Origin of the sequence: Actinoallomurus oryzae (genome assembly GCF_039541955.1) — a bacterium.
GTDB lineage: Bacteria > Actinomycetota > Actinomycetes > Streptosporangiales > Streptosporangiaceae > Actinoallomurus > Actinoallomurus oryzae.
This window is the reverse complement of sequence record NZ_BAABHF010000027.1, coordinates 29684-46244: the sequence shown is the minus strand read 5'-3', so window position 1 is coordinate 46244 and position 16561 is coordinate 29684. Positions and strand designations below refer to the sequence as shown.

Genomic DNA, 16561 nt, shown 5'->3' with positions numbered 1-16561 from the left:
GGACGATAGGACGTCATGCACATCGTCTGGGACTGGAACGGCACGCTCTTCGACGATCGCGATGCCATTCTCGACGCCACCAACGAGGTCTTCGCCGGCTATGGGCTGCCGCCGCTGGGGCTGGACGGCTACCGCGCGGCCTACACGCGACCGATCTGGACGTCGTACGAGCGCATCCTCGGCCGGGCGCTCGAAGACGGCGAGTGGGAGCGGATCGACGCCGCGTTCCACGACTCCTACCACCGGCTCATGGAGCGCTGCCGGCTCGCCGCCGACGCCCGCCGGACCATCGACACGCTCGCCGGCGACGGACACACCCAGTCGGTGCTGTCCATGTGGCACCACGACCGGCTCGCCGTGGCGGTGCGCAGGCTCGGCCTCGGCCTGGCCTTCCGGCGGGTCGACGGCCTGCGGCCCGACGAGGGAGGCGGGGAGAAGGCGAACTTCATGGTGCGGCACCTGGCGGCGCTGGGCATCGACGCCGCCGACGTCCTCATGGTCGGCGACAGCGTCGACGACGCGGCCGCCGCGCGGCACGTCGGGGCCCGCGCGGTGCTCTACACCGGCGGCCTGCAGTCCCGCGCCGACCTCGCCCGCTTCGGAGTTCCGGTGATCGAACGCCTGGCCGACGTCGCACAACACATCTGACCTGGATCGAAGAGCTTTTTTGTCGGGAATGGCAACCCGTGCTTACGATGCAGAACGACGATGACGTCGAACGCTGGGGAGTGTTCTCATGGATGCTGTCACGAACGTCCCGGTCCCGGTGAACGAGCCGGTCAAGACGTACGCTCCCGGCAGTCAGGACCGCACCGCGCTCGAGGCGAAGATCAAGGATCTGTCGGGCGAGCGGATCGACCTGCCCATGACCATCGGCGGCGAGAGGCGTCTCGGCGGCGGCGCGCCCATCGACGCCGTCGAGCCGCACAACCACCGGCACGTCCTCGGCCGCATGCACGAGGCGACCGCCGCCGACGTCACCGCGGCCGTCGAGGCCGCCCGCGCCGCCGCGCCCGCCTGGCGCGCGATGTCCTTCGACGACCGCGCCGCGATCTTCCTGCGCGCCGCCGAGCTGCTGTCCGGCCCGTGGCGCTCCACCCTGAACGCCGCCACGATCCTGGGCCAGTCCAAGTCGGTGCAGCAGGCCGAGATCGACGCGGCCTGCGAGCTGATCGACTTCTTCCGCTTCAACGTCTCTTTCGCCCGCGAGCTGATCAACCAGCAGCCCATCTCCTCTCCCGGTGTGTGGAACCGGCTGGAGTACCGGCCGCTGGAGGGCTTCGTCGTCGCGATCACGCCGTTCAACTTCACCGCGATCGCCGGCAACCTGCCGTGCTCGGTGGCGCTCATGGGCAACGTCGTGGTGTGGAAGCCGTCGCCGACGCAGACGTTCGCGGCGCACTTCACGATGCGGCTGCTGGAGGAGGCCGGGCTCCCGCCGGGCGTGATCAACCTGGTGACCGGCAACGGCCAGGCCGTCTCGGAGGTCGCCCTCCGCCGGCCCGACCTGGCCGGCATCCACTTCACCGGCTCCACCGGCACCTTCCAGCACCTGTGGCGCACGGTCGGGGAGAACATCGCGAACTACCGGAGCTACCCGCGCCTCGTCGGCGAGACCGGCGGCAAGGACTTCGTGGTCGCCCACCCCTCGGCCGACCCGCAGGCGCTCGCCACGATCCTGATCCGCGGCGCGTTCGAGTACCAGGGCCAGAAGTGCTCGGCCGCTTCCCGCGCCTATGTCCCGCGCTCGCTGTGGAACGGCATGCGCGACGACCTGCTCGCCACCGTCGAGTCCCTGACGATGGGCAACGTCGCCGAGGACCTGTCGGTGTTCATGGGCGCGGTCATCGACGAGCGGGCGTTCGCCAAGCATCGTGAGGCGATCGAGCGGGCGAAGTCCCACGACGGCATCGACGTGCTCGTCGGCGGCGGCCTGGACGACTCCGAGGGCTGGTTCGTCCAGCCGACCGTGCTGGAGAGCTCCGACCCGGCCGACGCCATCTTCACCAAGGAGTACTTCGGCCCCATCCTCGGCGTGCACGTCTACGACGACGGCGACTACGACACGATGCTGACGCAGATGGAGAACGCCGCGCCGTACGGCCTGACCGGCTCGATCGTCGCCCGCGACCGGGCGGCCATCGCGGAGGCCACCGACAGGCTCCGCTACGCCGCGGGCAACTTCTACGTCAACGACAAGCCCACCGGCGCGGTCGTCGGGCAGCAGCCGTTCGGCGGCGCGCGGGCCAGCGGCACCAACGACAAGGCGGGCTCGATCTGGAACCTGACGCGGTGGGTCAGCACCCGCTCGATCAAGGAGACGTTCGTCCCGCCGACCGACCACCGCTACCCGCACATGGGCTAGAACGATGCGACGGCGGCATCACTTCCGCCGCATGACGACGGGCTCGATGGGCGTCGGTTACTCGTCAATGTCCGGCTGATGCGCGGCGGCTACGGAAGGCCGCGACGCGCGCACGGTTCTGGCAGGTGACAGAGCAAAAACGGCGCCGGCCGCCCGGTGAGGCGTCGACGTAGACGTCCGTGCATCGCCGACCGGTGCAGACGCCCAGCCGGCCCGGCCCCCGCTCGGCGAGATACCGGCGCAGCGTGACCGCCGCGGAGGCGAGGACTGCATCCTCAGCGTTGTCGACGATCCAACCGGCATGCGGGTGGCCGGCCATGACGTTCAGGACAGGGCGGACACGGGTGTCGTCGAGGAGCCCGGTGATCAGCCGGGCCTGCTCGGTGGCGTCCGCTGTGGCGAAGACCGGATGGAGCCGGTCGGCGACCGCTGTGAGCGCATGATCGGTGAGTACGCGGCTGACGCTCGAAGGGGCACCGAGTCGGTCGAGGAGTTCCGCGGTGGTCAGGTAGGTGTCCTCGCCGCCGTCGTCTTTGCGCGCTGCGCGAGGCGTCGTTCCCCACCCGTTGACCAACTCGACCAGGGTCGCCGGCGGCATCGGGCTCACTGTCTCCGTCATGCCGCCACTGTAACGCGATAGACCTTCTCTGTGCGTAACGCTCGATCGTACGGTAACGCGATCAACTCTATATGCGCGTTGCACGCCTCGATCAAGAGCGTGTAACGTCCAATCGCAAGTCAATGCGTTTCAACCGGGAGGGCGCGTGCTCGACTTCACCGTCCTGCCGGCATTCCTCGCGGCGGTGCTACTGATCACCATCGCTCCAGGGCCGGACAGCGTCTACATCGTCGCCGTCGCACTGGGCCAGGGGGCGCGCGCCGGGGTGCTGTCGGCGGTGGGGATGGCCGTGGGAATGGTGGTGCACGTCGTCGCCGCGTCGCTCGGGCTGGCCGTATTGTTGAGCTCGGCACCGGAGGCACTGACCGGTGTGCAGGTCGGGGGTGGGTTCTACCTCGGCTGGCTTGCGGTGAGCACGCTGCGATCGGCCACGACATCCGGACTCACGGGTCGTGGTCGACCGCCCGACGGGCGGATTCTGGGCCGCGCCGTCGTCACGAACCTCTCCAACCCCAAGGTCATCCTCTTCTTCGCCGCCTTCCTCCCGCAGTTCACCCGGACCGGGCACGGTCCGATTCCGCTGCAGCTTCTGACGCTCGGCCTCATCTTCCTGGCCGTCGGCCTCGGGTGGGACAGCATCGTCGGTCTCTTCGCCGGTCGGTTGGGGGCCGTACTGGCGCAGGGGAGTCGCGCCGCGACGGTGCTGAACGTGACCGCTGGCATCACGTTCGCCGTGCTCGCGCTGCTCCTCCTCGGTGAGGCTCTCTGGGCGGCATGAGCCTGCCGCAGTGGCCGCCCGCGGTTGAAATTCGACTCCACGATCGATACCTTTGCGGACAACATACATACTGTATGTATGTAAATGCCACGACGGGGAAGGCAGGCGGCGATGCGCGCGATACGGCAGGACGAGTGGGGCGGCGTCGAGACGATGACCCTGGTGGAGACCGAGCCGCCGGAGCCGACCTTCGGCGAGGTCCAGGTCAGGGTGATCGCGGCCGGGGTCAATCCGGTGGACGTCTACACCCGTCAGGGCGTCGCATACAACCGGGTGCTGGATCTGCCTTTCGTCAACGGCTGGGACGTGGCCGGGGTGGTGGCGAAGACCGGTTACGGTGTGACCCGTTTCCAGGCGGGCGACGCGGTGTACGGCATGCCCCGGTTTCCGCATGCCGCCGGCGGCTATGCCGAGTACGTCACCGCGCCCGCCCGGCACTTGGCCGCGATGCCGCCGGAACTGACCTTCGAGGAGGCCGCCGCGTTGCCGCTGGCCGGGCTGACGGCCTGGCAGATGCTCACCGAGGTGGCCAGGGTCGGCCCGGGGCAGCGGGTGCTGGTCTCGGGTGCGGCGGGCGGGGTCGGTCATCTCGCCGTGCAGATCGCCAAATCCCTGGGCGCCCATGTGATCGGGACGGCCGGCGCGGCCAAGCATCGGTTCCTGCGCGAACTGGGCATCGACGAGATGGTGGATTACACCGCCACCAAGGTCGCCGCGGTCGTACGGGACGTCGACGTGGTCATCCAGATGTTCGGCGGCGACCACGGACTGGAGGCACTGGAATGCCTCCGCCCCGGAGGGATCATGGTCGCCGGCCAGGGGGCCTGGACGCCCGGAATGCACAAGCGCGCCGCCGACCTGGGTGTCCGCGCGGCCACGTACCTGGTGGACCCGGACGGTGCCGGACTGGAGGCCCTCGCCCGGCTGGTCCGCGACGGGCGGCTCAGGGTGCACCTCGGAAGGGTGTTCCCGCTCGCTGAGGCCGCGGCGGCACACGAGTTCATCGATACCGGACACGCCACCGGCAAGGTCATCCTCAAGGTCGCCGACCCGTCCTGAGCACAACCTGTACCACCCATACGCCGATGAACCACAAGTCACCAGGAGATGGAAAATGACGACTTACGTGCTGGTACACGGCGCCTGGCATGGGGCCTGGTGCTGGCGGGACGTGGCCGAGGCGCTGCGCGCCGCCGGTCACCGTGTGCACCTCCCGACGCTGACCGGACTCGGTGAACGCGTCCATCTCTACAGTCCCGAGATCGGGCTGCGTACGCACGTGGACGACATCGTCAACCTGCTGCGCTACGAGGATCTGCGTGACGTCGTGCTCGTCGGCCACAGCTACGCCGGGTTGGTCGTCCGCGAGGCCGCCGACCGGGAACCCGACCGGGTCGCCCGCCTCGTCCTCCTCGACGCATGGGCGGGACGGGACGGCGAATCGCTGCACGACCTGGCCCCGCAACGGTTCCTCGACTGGCTGGACTCGGTCACCACCGACGGCACCATTCCGGTCACACCCACCGCCATGGTCGGCGTCACCGCGCCGGATCAGGTGGCCCGGCTGGAGCGGCTGCTGACGCCCCAGCCCCGGCGCACGTTCGCCGACCCCACGCGACTGACCGGGGCAGTCGAAGCGATCGCCTGCCGCGCGGTGTTGTGCACGCCCAGCGGACCCATGCCGTTCCCGCGGATCGCCGAGGAGTTCGGCTGGGCGACCACCGTCCTGGACGTGGGTCACGACGCCATGGTGACCGCCCCTGAGGAACTCGCGAACATCCTGCTGAAAGAGGCCTGATCTCCGGGGCGTATGCCGGGTGCGACGTCGAGATGAGCTCCGGCCGGTCCGTACTTACGGCGCCTCGGTCGAGTTCCAGGCCGCGGCGAGGGCGTCGACAAGCAGGTCGGTGATGCAGCGCGAAGATCTCACCGCCCTCGACAGCAGCGTAGACGTCGCCCAGGGTGATGGCATCGGCCGGGTGTGCGGGACTCCAGCCTCCGCCGGAACCGCGCTGCGCCGTGACGATCCCGGCCCGGCGCAACTCGCTCAGCGTCCGCCGGATCACGACCGGATTGGTCTTGACGCTTTCGGCCACCCGGTCGGACGCCACCTGATGCTGTCCGTTGCGCTCGCTCCACGAGTGCCATCCACGAACAGTCAGTCGTCGTGCGCGCAGCCCGGTCTCGTGCGTCCGGCGATACCGGCCAACAGCAGCCTCAGCTGCGACAACGTCTCGTCCAGTGCGGCACGTTCGTCGTCGGCGTAGGCGATGTCCAGGGCGCTTTCGCAAATCCCTCCATGGAGGAGGGACGTGAGCGGCTCCAACGGACGGTCGGGGATGCAACCGGCATCCACGGCGATGGCCAACCCGCGGCGCATCTGCTCCTTGCATCCGGCCTGGATGTCACGCATGTCGCTCCAGCCGAGCGCTCCCGGCGCCTCCACCAGCGTTATCTGACGCGCCGCCGGTTCCAGAGACGCCTCGAGCAGTGCGCGGCAGCCCGCGAACATGCCCTCCCACGGATCCGGCTCCGCCGCGAAGGCCCTGCGGACGATCGCCGCCAGCCGCTTCTGCTCCGCCGCGTAGACGTCGCGAAAGATCTGCTCCTTGCTGCTGAAGTGGTGATAAAAGGCGCCTCGCGTCACTCCGGCCCGATCACAGATCGCGCCCAGTGACACGGCCCCGAAGCCGTCGGCGACGAACATCTCTCGCGCCACCGACAGAAGCGCGCCGATCGTCGCCATCGTACGATCATGCTGGCTACGGCGAGCAACCGGCACCATGGATCACCCTCGATCTCGATCGTCCTGTGTCCCCAAGAAACATACCGAACGAATGTATGGATCTACCCAAAGCAACTGAGGTCGCCGAAGTGTGAGCCTCGTTCGCGCCGACCCGGTTTCTCGGCCGGGAGCGCCCAGTTTCACGGTGGTCATGGGCTGTGCGCTGTTTGAGTCCCACATTTCAGAAGGGTGAGGGCTGCTTCTCGGGCGTCGTCGGCGGAGCCCGGTGCTCCGAGGTGGTCGGCGACCACGGTCGCGCCTTCGAGGAGCAGGAGCAACCGCCGCCCCAGGGCGGTGGGATCCGCGGCCCCGGCTCGGGCGGCGATCGTCGTGAGAAGGTCCAGATGGCGGCCGAGATGGCGGGTGGCGATCTCGTTGGCCGGGGTCGTGTGGCGCTGGGTGGCGGCGTTGACGATCGCGCAGCCGCGGAAGCCGGGTTCGCGGTACCAGCGGCCGAGGGCGTCGAACACCGCGGCCAGTTGGTCCGCGGGCTCGTCGCCCGCGTCGGCGGCGACCTGGGCCAGCCAACGCGTGACGCGGTCGCTGCGAGCTTCGAGGACAGCCCGGATGAGTCCCTCCTTGGACCCAAAGTGGCGATACAGCGTCTCCTTGGAGATGCCCGCCTCGGCGCACAGCTCCGCGATGCCCGCGCCGTCGAGTCCGCGCGCGTAGAGGAAGTCCCCCGCAACTCGAACGATCGCTGCCCGGGTGCGGTCGGGATTCAGGCTGCTGCCTTTGGGCACCGGCACACGGCACATAGTACCGAATGGTTCGATGTCCTGTTAACCTTCACATCGAACCGATCGGTTCTATCTGGAGGTATGCGCTTGCCTGACCCTCTCGTCACTGATCCCGTCCGCGCGAACGGACCCGCCGCGCGCACGGTGCCTGTGACCTTTCAGAGTGCGGACGCCACGCTGCTGGGCGTCCTGCATCTGCCGTCCGGCCCCGGCCCCTATCCCATCGTGGTTCTGCTGCACGGCTTCCCCGGGCATGAACGTAACTTCGACCTCGCGCAGGCGATGCGGCGAGCCGGCTACGCGACGCTGGTGTTCCACTACCGCGGCTCATGGGGAATGGACGGTTCCTGGTCGTGGGCGCACGTGCTGGAGGATTCCGCTCGCGTCGTCGCCCGCCTGCGCGGGCCCAAAGCCGCCGCCTACGATCTCGACCCGGGCCGACTGGCCGTGGTGGGCCACAGCCTGGGCGGTTTCGCCGCGTTGATGACCGCGGCCGCCGATGCCGGCGTGACCGCGGTCGGCTCGGTGGCCGGGTTCGATCTCGGGACGGCCGCCGCCGCCTGCCGGTCCGATCCGGCCGCGCGAGTCGGCTACCTCGAAGACTGGGCGGGCGAACTGCTCCCGCTGCGCGGCACCAGCGCCCAGGCGCTGGTCAGGGAGATGGAGGCGGCAGGGGACTCGTGGCGCCTGAGCCGCCTCGCGTCACGGCTCGCCCGACGCCCCGTGCTGCTGATCGGCACCGACCGCGACACGGTCACTCCCGCCGACATCCACCACAGGCCGCTGGTGGAGGCCTACCGCGCCCACCCCCTTCCGGGCCTGGAGCATCACGTCTTCCACACCGACCATGCCCTGTCCGACCATCGGGTTACCCTCGCCCGCACGGTGATCGCCTTCCTCGACCGGCACTTGAAGGGCAACCCACGGTGAGCGCGCTCAGCTCCAGCATGCGCCCTTCCTGTCAGCCGCCCTGACCAGCGATTACACGTCGACATGGCAGATCAGCGTGCTATGCGCTGATCGGGTTCCTGTTCAACGGCATGGGTGTGGCCCTGTCCGGTGCGGTGGCCACCAGCGTCCGCCAAGCGGTGACCCCGCCTACCATGCTGGGCCGGATGACGGCGACCTACCGGACGATCTCCTTTGGCTTCGTCGCCGTCGGAGCCGGGGGCCTGGTCACCACTGTGATCTGGGTGGCGGCCACGCCGTTGCGCCACATGCGCGAGGTCCCGCAAGCCGCTTCGTCATCCGTGGCCGCTGAGGGCCTGACGGAACCGTCCTCCGCGGCGTGATCGGCTCGGCCGGGACGATGCCGGGCGGTGGCTCAGCGCTTGTAGCCGTAAAGGAAGGCGCGCACGCCTGCGGAGACCATCGCGACGCGTTCGGTCTTGTCGTCGAGTGCCGAGTTCTCGGTCAGGTTGTCGGCGGAGATGAGCAGCATGAGGTGCCCAGCCGCGCGTGCGGGATCGTCGATGGTCAGCAGGCCGCGGTCGGCGAGTTGGTGCAGTCGGTCGGCTAGTTCGCGCCGGACGCGGCCAGGACCCATCTCCCACCAGGCTTCTTTCGCGGCCGGGGGGATGTGTTCGGTCTCGGCGTTGACCTGGCGCACCAGCGCGAAGTGCGGGGCGAGGTCGGAGGTCAGTACGCCGAGCCAGGCAAGTCCCAGTTCAATCAGATCCTGCTCCAGGTCGACGATCTTGCCGAGGTGCCGGTCGATGATGTCGACCATCGTGTCGGCGACCCGCTGAGAGCTCTCCTGAATCACCGTCTGAAACAGTTCCGCCTTGTCGGCGAAGTGATTGTAGATGGTCCGGTTGGAGACACCGGCCTCCGCGGCGATGGCGTCCAGGCTCGCCCGCATGTAGCCGTCTCGCGCGAAGAGCAACAGCGCCCCGTTGACGATCGCCCGGCGCTTGTCGGGCTGTCCCGTGCTCCTTTTGTCGACCACGCTGGCCGAGCCTACCTCGTTTACACCGAACGTTGCATCGATTACTCCGATCAGCGTAGTGTCTACACCGGTCAATGCAATAACTACATCTATCGGTGTAGTCATCGGAAGTGAGGAACCATGAGCAGGATCGGAATCGTCGTCGGCAGCACACGTCCCGGTCGACGTGGCCGGATGGTCGTCGAGTGGGTCGCCTCGGTCGCCGCGCAGGAGCACCCGGCGCACGAGTTCGAGATCGTCGACCTGGCCGACTTCTCACTGCCGCTGCTGGACGAACCGGACCCGGCACTCTTCGGCCGGTACGGCAAGGAGCACACGGTGCGCTGGGCCGAGGCTGTCGCCCGTTGCGACGGGTTCGTCTTCGTCACTCCTGAGTACAACCACTCCATCTCCGGTGCGCTCAAGAACGCCTTGGACTTCCTGTACGCCGAGTGGAACAACAAGGCGGCCGGGATCGTCAGCTACGGTCTGCACGGCGGCACGCGCGCCGCCGAACACCTGCGACTGATCCTGGCGGAACTGCGCGTCGCCACCGTACGGACCCAGGTGGTGCTGTCGCTGTTCGACGACTTCACCCGCCAAGTTCCCACCGAGCCCGGGGCCTTCACACCCGGCGCCCACCAAGCCAAGACGCTCGCCGAGTTGCTTGACGACGTCATCGTCTGGTCCCAGGCGCTGCGCCCCGTCCGCGAAAGAGTCCAGGCATGACCGCGTCCGGCGAGTCGAGCCGTCTGTGGCCTGGCGGCACCTGCCCACTGACGGACGCCGAACTCGATGAACTCGCCGATAAGGTCGCCGCCGAGGCGACAGTCGTCGGCATCGGGGAATCCACGCGGTTCTCCCGGGAGACCTTCGGCGTGCGCGACCTACTCTTCCGCCGGCTGGTCGAACGCCATGGGTTCCGGGCGCTGGCCCTCCAGGACGACGTCGGCGTCGCCGCCAGGATCGACAGGTACGTGCGTCTCGGTGAAGGCTCGGCCGAATCCGCTCTCGCGGAGGCCTGGCGTCCCTGGCGTACCGCCGAGATGGCCGCGGCATTGCTGTGGATCAGGGCTTTCAACCGTGACGTTCCCGACGATCCCGTCCGAATCTTCGGCGTGAAACCCCTCCAAGCTCGACCCGCGGACTACGACGCCGTATACGACCACGTCCGACGGACGGCACCCGAGCTGCTGGCCGAGGTGGCATCACACCTGGGACCGATCCGAACCGCCCATGACCTCGATGAACACGTGCAGCGCGCCCGCGGAACGCATCCCGGTCGCCCCTTCGTCGACCATGCCCGCGATGCGCTGGCGCTCGTCCGGTCGTTGTCCGACCTCGGGCCCGACGACGAAATCCTGACACGGATGCGTCTGATCGTCGGGTTCCACCAGCGCAGCGTCGCCGGACGGGACAGCTATGCGGGCGAGGCCGCCGAGTGGGCCGAGCTGATCCTTGACCACCAGGAGCGGAGCGGTCTGCGCATGGCCTACTGGGACGGCATCGCCCACACCTCGGCCGCCCCGGTGGTCTTGGGCCTGGCTCCCGAGCGTGGTCCGCAACCCACCGTCGGCAGCGTGCTGCGCGGCTTTTACGGCAGGCGATATGTCTCCGTGGCGATCGGCTTCCATCACGGCGACCTCGGCGGCACGACCGTCCCGGCGCCGGCTCCGGATCTGGTCGATGCGAAGCTCGGCGAGGTCGGCCTGCCCGGACACTGGCTGGACCTGCGCGCCGGTGCGGCAGCCGGTCGCTGGGATGGGCCTGCCAAGGCCCGGGTCATCAGCGGCGTTTACCGCCCGTCCCGCGACGCGGCCGAGCACATGACCGTCCCGTCACTCACCGACGCGTTCGACGTGCTCATCCACATTCGCAAGGCATCCCCGGTGCAAGTGTTGGGGCAGGCTGCCAGCGCGCCACCCGCGCCGGCTCCCAGTGGTGTCCGGAGACCGACCTTCCTGGACTGAACAGGTCGCGGTCATCACACTGACGCGCGACGGAACGTCCCTCAGGCTCCCAGGCTCAGGCCGCGTACGAACTCCTCAACCGAGGTCGGCTTGATCTCCGCGTAGCGGTCGTTGTCCAGGTTGTCGAACTTGCCCTTCCCGGTCACCATGCACCACTGGTACTGCAACCCCACGTACTCGAAGGGATTCTGTGTCGTCTTGGCCCGGCGCTCTATCTCGAAGAAGATCCGGGGGTTGCTGGCCGCCGGGCTGTCCACGGCCACGATCGCCGAGGTCGGCTCATGTCTGCGCGATGACTCGCTGCCGACCCCCGCGTGCGCGGGCGCCGTCGAGCGGGTGCGCGGCGAACGCGAGCGCATCGACCAGGTCATCCAGAGCCTGCTGGACGCCCGCGCCGCCCTCGACGACGTCATCCGCCGCGGGAAGGGAGCAGGCTTCCCAACGCCGGATGCTCGCAGAACAGCGCCGGACCTTGCCGGCAGGCCGGACGACTCGCGGCCTCAGGCCGCATCGAAGGCGACGGGCCGCACCGGGCTCAACCTTCGCCAGGTGCGACTCCCCAGATCACCTGGTCCGTACGTTGCTCGGTGATGGGAACGCCGAGGCCTACCTACCGTGAGGGTGGCGGGTGCGCCTGGTGTCGACGTTGCCGGTCAAGGCGTTGAGGATGCCAGGTAGCTCTGCCACGGTCTGGGCGGGCAAGCCGCTCACGGTCTCCTCCGCCAGAGCGCACCATAGCGGCTTGATCTTGTCGGCGAGCGCCTTACCGCTGTCGGTGAGTTCGACGATGCTGGCGCGCTTGTCGGAGGGGGCGGGCTCGCGGCGGATGTGACCTGAGGCTTCGAGCTTGCGGGTCATGAGCGTGACGCTGGGCGGTTCGCAGCCGAGCGCCTCGCTGAGCTGGGCCTGGATCATCGGGCCGGTCCGAGCCAGTTCGAGGAGGAGCGCCTCCTGTCCGGGGTACAGGCCGAGCGGGGCCAGGAGTGCCGCTGCCCTGGCCCGGTGGCGCAGGCTCAGCAGGCGGATGGCCTGGTTGATGGCGTCGGCTTGCTCGAAGTCCACGGGCTCTCCTTGACATGTTAGTTATCCGCATAACATTATGCGGATAACTAATTTTACTCGACATCGAGGGAGCCGGACATGACCGTGAAGGTCGCCGTCATCTACTACAGCGCGACAGGCACTGTGCACGCACTCGCGCAGGCCGTCGCCGAGGGCGCCGCCTCGGCCGGGGCCGATGTGCGGTTGCGGCGGGTCGCCGAGCTGGCACCGGACAGCGCGATCGACCAGAACCCGCAGTGGCGGCGGCACGCCGACGCCACCACTGCGATCGTCCAGGCATCGGTTGAGGACCTGGCATGGGCCGACGCGTTCGCGTTCGGGACACCGACCCGGTTCGGCACGCCGGCCGCGCAGCTCAAGCAGTTCATCGACCAGGCCGGCGGACTGTGGCGGGAAGGGATCCTGGCCGACAAGCCGGTCACGGCCTTCACCTCGGCGTTCAACCGGCACGGCGGCAACGAGTCCACGATCTTGTCGCTGGCCAACGTGTTCTACCACTGGGGGTCGCTGATCATCCCGCCCGGATTCACCGATCCGGTCGTGTACGCCGCCGGCGGCAACCCCTACGGCACCTCGTCTGTCACCGACACGACCGAAGACGGCCCCGACGCCACGACGTTGGAAGCGGCCCGGTATCAGGGACGGCGGCTGGCCCAGACCACGATCCGGCTACTGACCGGCGGACACGCCACCGACACCGACGGCAACTCCCGCGGAACCAGGACCGGAACGACCCTCCAGACCGCGTGAGCGCCCGAACCGGCAAGGAAGAAGTCATGACGAGCACGAGCACCGAAACGCAGCGGGCCAGGCCGCACGCCGGCCCCGCCTGGATGGTCCTGTCGCTGGCGTGCGCCTGCCAGTTCATGGTGATCTTGGACTCGGCCATCGTCAACGTCGCCCTGCCTTCGATCGACCGAGATTTGGGCTTCAAGACCACCGGCCTGGCCTGGGTGGTGAACGGCTACCTGCTCACCTTCGCCGGCTTCATGCTGCTGGGTGGCCGCGCCGCCGACCTGTTCGGCCACCGCCGGATGCTGACCGCCGGGCTCCTCTTGTTCTCCGCTTCGAGCCTGGTCGGCGGCCTAGCGACCGCCGCGCAGGTCCTGGTGGCGGCTCGCATCACCCAAGGCATGGGAGCCGCCATGCTGGCCCCGGCGACACTGGCCGTGATCAACACCAGCTTCACCGAGGACCACGCGCGTGCCCGGGCGTTCGGCGCATGGTCTGCCGCGGGCGGTGTCGGCGGGATGGCCGGCGCGGTCGCGGGCGGCGCCCTCACAACCGGCCTGTCGTGGCGGTGGGTCTTCTTGATCAACGTGCCGATCGGCGCGGTACTGATCGTCGTGGCCATGATGTCGCTGACCGGCAGGCGAACCGGCCGACGAGAATCGCTCGACCTCATCGGCGCGGTCACCGGAACGGCTGGGCTGGCCGCGCTCATCTACGGGGTCATGCAGAGCGCCGATCACGACTGGACGTCCACGCTGGTCGTCGGCTCGGCCACGGCGGGCCTGCTCCTGCTCGTCGTCTTCACCATGGTGGAGGCGCGTTTCGCCACCCAGCCGCTGATGCCCCTACGGCTGTTCAGAATCCGAGGAGTGGCCGCGGGCAACGGCATGCTGCTGCTGTTCGGAGGGATCGCCATCGCGATGTGGTACTTCACGTCGCTGTTCCTGCAGAATGTCCTCGGCTACGGAGCCCTTCGCGCCGGACTCGGGCAAACACCCGCGGCGGTGACATTCATGGTGATCGCACGATGGGCCGCCGGCCTGCTGCCGCGAACCGGCGCACGCCCTCTGGTGCTGGCCGGCTGCGGCGCCTTGCTGGCCGGGTTCGGCTGGCTCTCCCAGACCCATGCCCACAGTGGCTACCTCACCAGCATGCTCGGGCCCACACTGCTCATCGCGGTCGGCATCGGACTGACTTTCCCCACGCTCATGGCCGCGACGACCGCCGAAGTCCCCGAAGGCGACGCCGGGATCATCGGCGGCCTGGCCGTCACCGCCAGCCAGGCAGGCGGCTCAATAGGCCTGGCGGTACTCGCAACAGCCGCCAGCGCCAGAACCCAGATGAAGGCCGGCGGAAGTTCCCCGGCCGCCGCCCTCGCCGCCGGCTACGATCGGGTCTTTCTCATGGCAGCCGGGCTCGGCCTGGCCATCGCAGTGGTCAGTTTGCTGCTGCCACGGCGATCACACTAGTACGGCAGTCCGAGATCGTGAACTCGTCATCGGCGCGACGGTGAGCGGGATCAGCCCGGGATCAACCGGTGGAGCCGTATCGCGGGTGGCCGGTGTAGGTGCGAGGCTGCTGGTCATACGGGTGTGGGCGGCGGTGACGGCGACCACGGCCAGGGCGCCCATGGTCAGCACGAGGCGACGGTGATGGTGGGGGCTGGCGGTGCCGATCCATGCCCAGGCGTAGCGGCGTTCGCCGTTGGAACCTTGCCCGCGGGATTCGATGACCCAGTCGGCGAGGAGACGTTCGTCCCGCCGGCCGACCACCGTTACCCGCACATGGGCTAGAACAATGCGACGGCGGCATCGCCGTACTCAGACTATTTGTCGACCGCCCGTACGAACTCGTCCATGTCGCGGCTTGTCTTCTCGCCGGCGATCATCTTCGAGTACTGCTCGGCGAGCCGGTCCATGAGCTTGCGGAAGTCGGTGAAGTTATCCGCCACCAGTGAGTCGTAGGTCTTCTTCATCTTCTGGTCGAACTCCGCCACCATGGCGCGGGCACGTTGATCGATCTTCGCGTTCTTGTCCGAGAAGAACCAATCCGACACCAGCCAGGCCCACGCTTCGTTCTCCGAAAGATCGCGCTGGAGGGCGCAAAGGCGTGTGTAGGCGATGGCTCGGTAAGCGTCGATCGCCGAGGCCACGACGCCGAGGGCGGGGCCGATCTTCTTGACCGAAGTCTGGATGTCGTCGATGTTCCGTCCGGGGAATTTTCGCCAGAAGTCGAGGCAGCTATCGACCGCGGGCCCCTCGTTGGTATTTTTCAGCGTCTTGACGCCGTAGCCCTGCTTCCCGTCTTCCGCCGTATCCTTCAGCCTCCCTGTGGCCTTTTGTACCGGCGCCGACGACTGCGCCCCGATCCCTCCCCATGTTGCCGCGTCCTGTGCGATGGCGTCAGTGAAATCGGCCGGCCATCGGAACTTCATCACCCCCCTGGAGGCCCACTCCTTCAAGATGTCACGGATCTCGTCGGGGAGTTCTCGCGGTTCTTGCCACGGCGCCATCTAGTCACTCGCCTCCAGCAGTTTTTCGATGGTCTTGATATCGCCGATGTTGGCGTCTTCGGCGTTCTTCACATTTTTTGCCATGCGTCGGAGGCATGCGCCGAAGTAATTCATCTCCTCGGCCGTGGACGACAGGGCGTCTACTAGGTTTCCCATCATGGCTTCGTACGGCTTCGCCAGTGGACGTGCCAAAAATATCGCATAAGAGGGATCGTAGTCGGCGGGCGGTTCGTCGGGTTGGTCGGGTGCGCCGGCGAGCCTATTCACGTCTTTGTCGGTGAACCCATACAGGGCCCAGCCGTCGGGAATGGTATCTATGGCGCGGTCACATTCATATGCTGCCGCATCGACCGAGCCCGCTGTCTTTTCCAGCGCCGTGGGATCGTATTTCATCGCACAAGCTCCTTTTCCGTGGCAGAGATTCAGCTGTCGCGGAGCTCGGCCATCATCTGGCGGAGCTCTGCCAGGCGTCGTTCGAAGGCGGCCTCGGCCTCTGCCAGGTCCTTGCGGATCATCTCCTGGTCGGGGCTCGCTTCGGGCCCCTTGTCGAGCTTCTTCCGAAACCAGGCCGTCTGTGCTTCACGTACGGTCGCCAGAATCAGCTCGGCGAGCTCATCGGAGCCGTTCCTCATCGCTCGGGGGGCGATGGAGAGGGTGCTCACAAGGCCGTTGTCCTCTACGGTGACGCGAATCCGGCCATCCTCCGTCTCGGCATGGCTGGAGAATGGCGTTTCGGGTTCGCGAGGCCGTTGAAAAGCCATCGCTCTTCCTTCTCATCTTGGTTAATAATCATGTCTATCGTAGTTAGCCTTTTGCGCCTGGATATCGGCATGACTCAGCAATAAAGTAACAAGTGCTGGTATATGTCTGGTTAAGGCGCTGGATTCCCGGGTGGTCTTCGGTGGTGTTCCTGCCTTCGAGCCCGGTGACGCTGTGTTCATTGGTCATGACCGGGGCGGCGCGCCGGCCGGACACCGTGATCACGCCGCTGCCCCGGTTGAACAGCGGGTTTGCGCACGCAGGGGCGTTACCGCGACGATTGACCGTCGCCCCGATTCGCCGCAGGAGTCC

The 16561-nt window shown here is 67.8% G+C and carries 21 protein-coding genes and 1 pseudogene; 11 read left to right on the top strand and 11 right to left on the bottom strand.

The annotated features are described in order from the left end of the window. Nucleotides 1-15: 15 nt before the first annotated feature. Together ABEA10_RS26840 and pruA are read left to right on the top strand one after the other, a co-directional pair. The gene (locus tag ABEA10_RS26840; protein WP_345468692.1) at nucleotides 16-648 is read left to right on the top strand and encodes an HAD family hydrolase; all 633 of its coding nucleotides are present in this window, start codon (nucleotides 16-18) and stop codon (nucleotides 646-648) included. An 88-nt stretch (nucleotides 649-736) separates the two neighbouring features. Beyond that, nucleotides 737-2365, top strand: coding sequence for an L-glutamate gamma-semialdehyde dehydrogenase (gene pruA, locus ABEA10_RS26835; RefSeq protein ID WP_345468691.1), 1629 nt, complete (start codon nucleotides 737-739; stop codon nucleotides 2363-2365). 64 nt (nucleotides 2366-2429) lie between these two features. On the opposite strand, the gene ABEA10_RS26830 is transcribed toward pruA, so the two are convergent. Beyond that, the gene (locus ABEA10_RS26830) at nucleotides 2430-2963 is read right to left on the bottom strand and encodes a CGNR zinc finger domain-containing protein (protein WP_345468690.1); all 534 of its coding nucleotides are present in this window, start codon (nucleotides 2961-2963) and stop codon (nucleotides 2430-2432) included. A gap of 166 nt (nucleotides 2964-3129) precedes the next feature. On the opposite strand from ABEA10_RS26830, the gene ABEA10_RS26825 reads away from it, so the two are divergent. The 3 genes from ABEA10_RS26825 to ABEA10_RS26815 all read left to right on the top strand — a co-directional run bounded on the left by ABEA10_RS26825 (nucleotide 3130) and on the right by ABEA10_RS26815 (nucleotide 5560). Further along, nucleotides 3130-3762 (top strand): LysE family translocator, encoded by a 633-nt coding sequence (locus ABEA10_RS26825; RefSeq protein ID WP_345468689.1) that lies wholly within the window; start codon nucleotides 3130-3132, stop codon nucleotides 3760-3762. Between the two features lie 111 nt (nucleotides 3763-3873). Then, nucleotides 3874-4821: an NADP-dependent oxidoreductase gene (locus ABEA10_RS26820; RefSeq protein ID WP_345468688.1), complete on the top strand. Its 948-nt coding sequence runs from the start codon at nucleotides 3874-3876 to the stop codon at nucleotides 4819-4821. Nucleotides 4822-4876: 55 nt separating this feature from the next. Then, nucleotides 4877-5560, top strand: coding sequence for an alpha/beta fold hydrolase (locus ABEA10_RS26815; RefSeq protein ID WP_345468687.1), 684 nt, complete (start codon nucleotides 4877-4879; stop codon nucleotides 5558-5560). Between the two features lie 118 nt (nucleotides 5561-5678). On the opposite strand, the pseudogene ABEA10_RS26810 reads toward ABEA10_RS26815, so the two are convergent. From ABEA10_RS26810 to ABEA10_RS26800, 3 genes and pseudogenes are all read right to left on the bottom strand, one after another. Beyond that, nucleotides 5679-5924 (bottom strand): annotated as a pseudogene (locus ABEA10_RS26810) (Rrf2 family transcriptional regulator); the annotation flags it as partial. Continuing rightward, nucleotides 5921-6508 (bottom strand): TetR/AcrR family transcriptional regulator, encoded by a 588-nt coding sequence (locus ABEA10_RS26805; RefSeq protein WP_345468685.1) that lies wholly within the window; start codon nucleotides 6506-6508, stop codon nucleotides 5921-5923. The gene ABEA10_RS26805 and the pseudogene ABEA10_RS26810, both read right to left, overlap by 4 nt. A gap of 188 nt (nucleotides 6509-6696) precedes the next feature. After that, entirely contained in the window at nucleotides 6697-7296 is a 600-nt protein-coding gene (locus tag ABEA10_RS26800) for a TetR/AcrR family transcriptional regulator (RefSeq protein WP_345468684.1), read from the bottom strand. A 141-nt stretch (nucleotides 7297-7437) separates the two neighbouring features. Between ABEA10_RS26800 and ABEA10_RS26795 the strand changes: the two genes are divergently transcribed. Continuing rightward, nucleotides 7438-8217, top strand: a complete 780-nt coding sequence (locus tag ABEA10_RS26795) for an alpha/beta hydrolase family protein (protein ID WP_345468682.1) — start codon at nucleotides 7438-7440, stop codon at nucleotides 8215-8217. 185 nt (nucleotides 8218-8402) lie between these two features. After that, entirely contained in the window at nucleotides 8403-8579 is a 177-nt protein-coding gene (locus ABEA10_RS26790) for a hypothetical protein (protein WP_345468681.1), read from the top strand. A 32-nt stretch (nucleotides 8580-8611) separates the two neighbouring features. Here ABEA10_RS26790 and ABEA10_RS26785 read toward each other — a convergent pair whose 3' ends face one another. Next, complete coding sequence (locus tag ABEA10_RS26785) at nucleotides 8612-9235, bottom strand: TetR/AcrR family transcriptional regulator (protein ID WP_345468680.1); 624 nt, start codon at nucleotides 9233-9235, stop codon at nucleotides 8612-8614. 120 nt (nucleotides 9236-9355) lie between these two features. Here ABEA10_RS26785 and ABEA10_RS26780 point away from each other — a divergent pair, with 120 nt between their 5' ends. Continuing rightward, on the top strand, nucleotides 9356-9943 hold the full coding sequence (locus ABEA10_RS26780) for an NADPH-dependent FMN reductase (RefSeq protein ID WP_345468678.1): 588 nt from the start codon (nucleotides 9356-9358) through the stop codon (nucleotides 9941-9943). Further along, nucleotides 9940-11184: an erythromycin esterase family protein gene (locus ABEA10_RS26775; protein ID WP_345468676.1), complete on the top strand. Its 1245-nt coding sequence runs from the start codon at nucleotides 9940-9942 to the stop codon at nucleotides 11182-11184. The genes ABEA10_RS26780 and ABEA10_RS26775 overlap by 4 nt, the downstream gene beginning before the upstream one ends. Nucleotides 11185-11225: 41 nt before the next feature. Here ABEA10_RS26775 and ABEA10_RS26770 read toward each other — a convergent pair whose 3' ends face one another. After that, nucleotides 11226-11555: a hypothetical protein gene (locus ABEA10_RS26770; protein WP_345468674.1), complete on the bottom strand. Its 330-nt coding sequence runs from the start codon at nucleotides 11553-11555 to the stop codon at nucleotides 11226-11228. 235 nt (nucleotides 11556-11790) lie between these two features. Further along, nucleotides 11791-12246, bottom strand: a complete 456-nt coding sequence (locus tag ABEA10_RS26765; RefSeq protein WP_345468673.1) for a MarR family winged helix-turn-helix transcriptional regulator — start codon at nucleotides 12244-12246, stop codon at nucleotides 11791-11793. Nucleotides 12247-12324: 78 nt separating this feature from the next. On the opposite strand from ABEA10_RS26765, the gene wrbA reads away from it, so the two are divergent. Continuing rightward, nucleotides 12325-12996, top strand: coding sequence for an NAD(P)H:quinone oxidoreductase (gene wrbA, locus ABEA10_RS26760; protein ID WP_345468672.1), 672 nt, complete (start codon nucleotides 12325-12327; stop codon nucleotides 12994-12996). A 26-nt stretch (nucleotides 12997-13022) separates the two neighbouring features. Next, nucleotides 13023-14447 carry an MFS transporter gene (locus ABEA10_RS26755; protein WP_345468671.1) on the top strand — a complete coding sequence of 475 codons (1425 nt, stop codon included), beginning with the start codon at nucleotides 13023-13025 and terminating at the stop codon, nucleotides 14445-14447. Here the strand turns inward: ABEA10_RS26755 and ABEA10_RS26750 are convergent. Genes ABEA10_RS26750 through ABEA10_RS26735 form a run of 4 tightly spaced genes read right to left on the bottom strand, consistent with a single transcriptional unit; the run spans nucleotide 14439 to nucleotide 16251 of the window. Then, nucleotides 14439-14762: a hypothetical protein gene (locus ABEA10_RS26750; RefSeq protein ID WP_345468670.1), complete on the bottom strand. Its 324-nt coding sequence runs from the start codon at nucleotides 14760-14762 to the stop codon at nucleotides 14439-14441. The genes ABEA10_RS26755 and ABEA10_RS26750 overlap by 9 nt on opposite strands. A gap of 41 nt (nucleotides 14763-14803) precedes the next feature. Beyond that, nucleotides 14804-15490, bottom strand: coding sequence for a hypothetical protein (locus ABEA10_RS26745; protein ID WP_345468668.1), 687 nt, complete (start codon nucleotides 15488-15490; stop codon nucleotides 14804-14806). After that, nucleotides 15491-15883 carry a hypothetical protein gene (locus ABEA10_RS26740; protein WP_345468667.1) on the bottom strand — a complete coding sequence of 131 codons (393 nt, stop codon included), beginning with the start codon at nucleotides 15881-15883 and terminating at the stop codon, nucleotides 15491-15493. It abuts the gene before it with no gap. A 29-nt stretch (nucleotides 15884-15912) separates the two neighbouring features. Then, complete coding sequence (locus ABEA10_RS26735) at nucleotides 15913-16251, bottom strand: YbaB/EbfC family nucleoid-associated protein (protein ID WP_345468665.1); 339 nt, start codon at nucleotides 16249-16251, stop codon at nucleotides 15913-15915. Nucleotides 16252-16561 lie beyond the last annotated feature (310 nt).

Excerpts from the sequence above, each read along its gene's own strand:
- ABEA10_RS26840 (WP_345468692.1), top strand. The coding sequence starts at position 16 with ATGCACATCGTCTGGGACTGGAACGGCACGCTCTTCGACGATCGCGAT.
- pruA (WP_345468691.1), top strand. The coding sequence starts at position 737 with ATGGATGCTGTCACGAACGTCCCGGTCCCGGTGAACGAGCCGGTCAAG.
- ABEA10_RS26830 (WP_345468690.1), bottom strand. The coding sequence starts at position 2,963 with ATGCCGCCGGCGACCCTGGTCGAGTTGGTCAACGGGTGGGGAACGACG.
- ABEA10_RS26820 (WP_345468688.1), top strand. The coding sequence starts at position 3,874 with ATGCGCGCGATACGGCAGGACGAGTGGGGCGGCGTCGAGACGATGACC.
- ABEA10_RS26815 (WP_345468687.1), top strand. The coding sequence starts at position 4,877 with ATGACGACTTACGTGCTGGTACACGGCGCCTGGCATGGGGCCTGGTGC.
- ABEA10_RS26805 (WP_345468685.1), bottom strand. The coding sequence starts at position 6,508 with ATGGCGACGATCGGCGCGCTTCTGTCGGTGGCGCGAGAGATGTTCGTC.
- ABEA10_RS26790 (WP_345468681.1), top strand. The coding sequence starts at position 8,403 with ATGACGGCGACCTACCGGACGATCTCCTTTGGCTTCGTCGCCGTCGGA.
- ABEA10_RS26780 (WP_345468678.1), top strand. The coding sequence starts at position 9,356 with ATGAGCAGGATCGGAATCGTCGTCGGCAGCACACGTCCCGGTCGACGT.
- ABEA10_RS26775 (WP_345468676.1), top strand. The coding sequence starts at position 9,940 with ATGACCGCGTCCGGCGAGTCGAGCCGTCTGTGGCCTGGCGGCACCTGC.
- ABEA10_RS26770 (WP_345468674.1), bottom strand. The coding sequence starts at position 11,555 with ATGACCTGGTCGATGCGCTCGCGTTCGCCGCGCACCCGCTCGACGGCG.
- wrbA (WP_345468672.1), top strand. The coding sequence starts at position 12,325 with ATGACCGTGAAGGTCGCCGTCATCTACTACAGCGCGACAGGCACTGTG.
- ABEA10_RS26755 (WP_345468671.1), top strand. The coding sequence starts at position 13,023 with ATGACGAGCACGAGCACCGAAACGCAGCGGGCCAGGCCGCACGCCGGC.
- ABEA10_RS26745 (WP_345468668.1), bottom strand. The coding sequence starts at position 15,490 with ATGGCGCCGTGGCAAGAACCGCGAGAACTCCCCGACGAGATCCGTGAC.
- ABEA10_RS26740 (WP_345468667.1), bottom strand. The coding sequence starts at position 15,883 with ATGAAATACGATCCCACGGCGCTGGAAAAGACAGCGGGCTCGGTCGAT.
- ABEA10_RS26735 (WP_345468665.1), bottom strand. The coding sequence starts at position 16,251 with ATGGCTTTTCAACGGCCTCGCGAACCCGAAACGCCATTCTCCAGCCAT.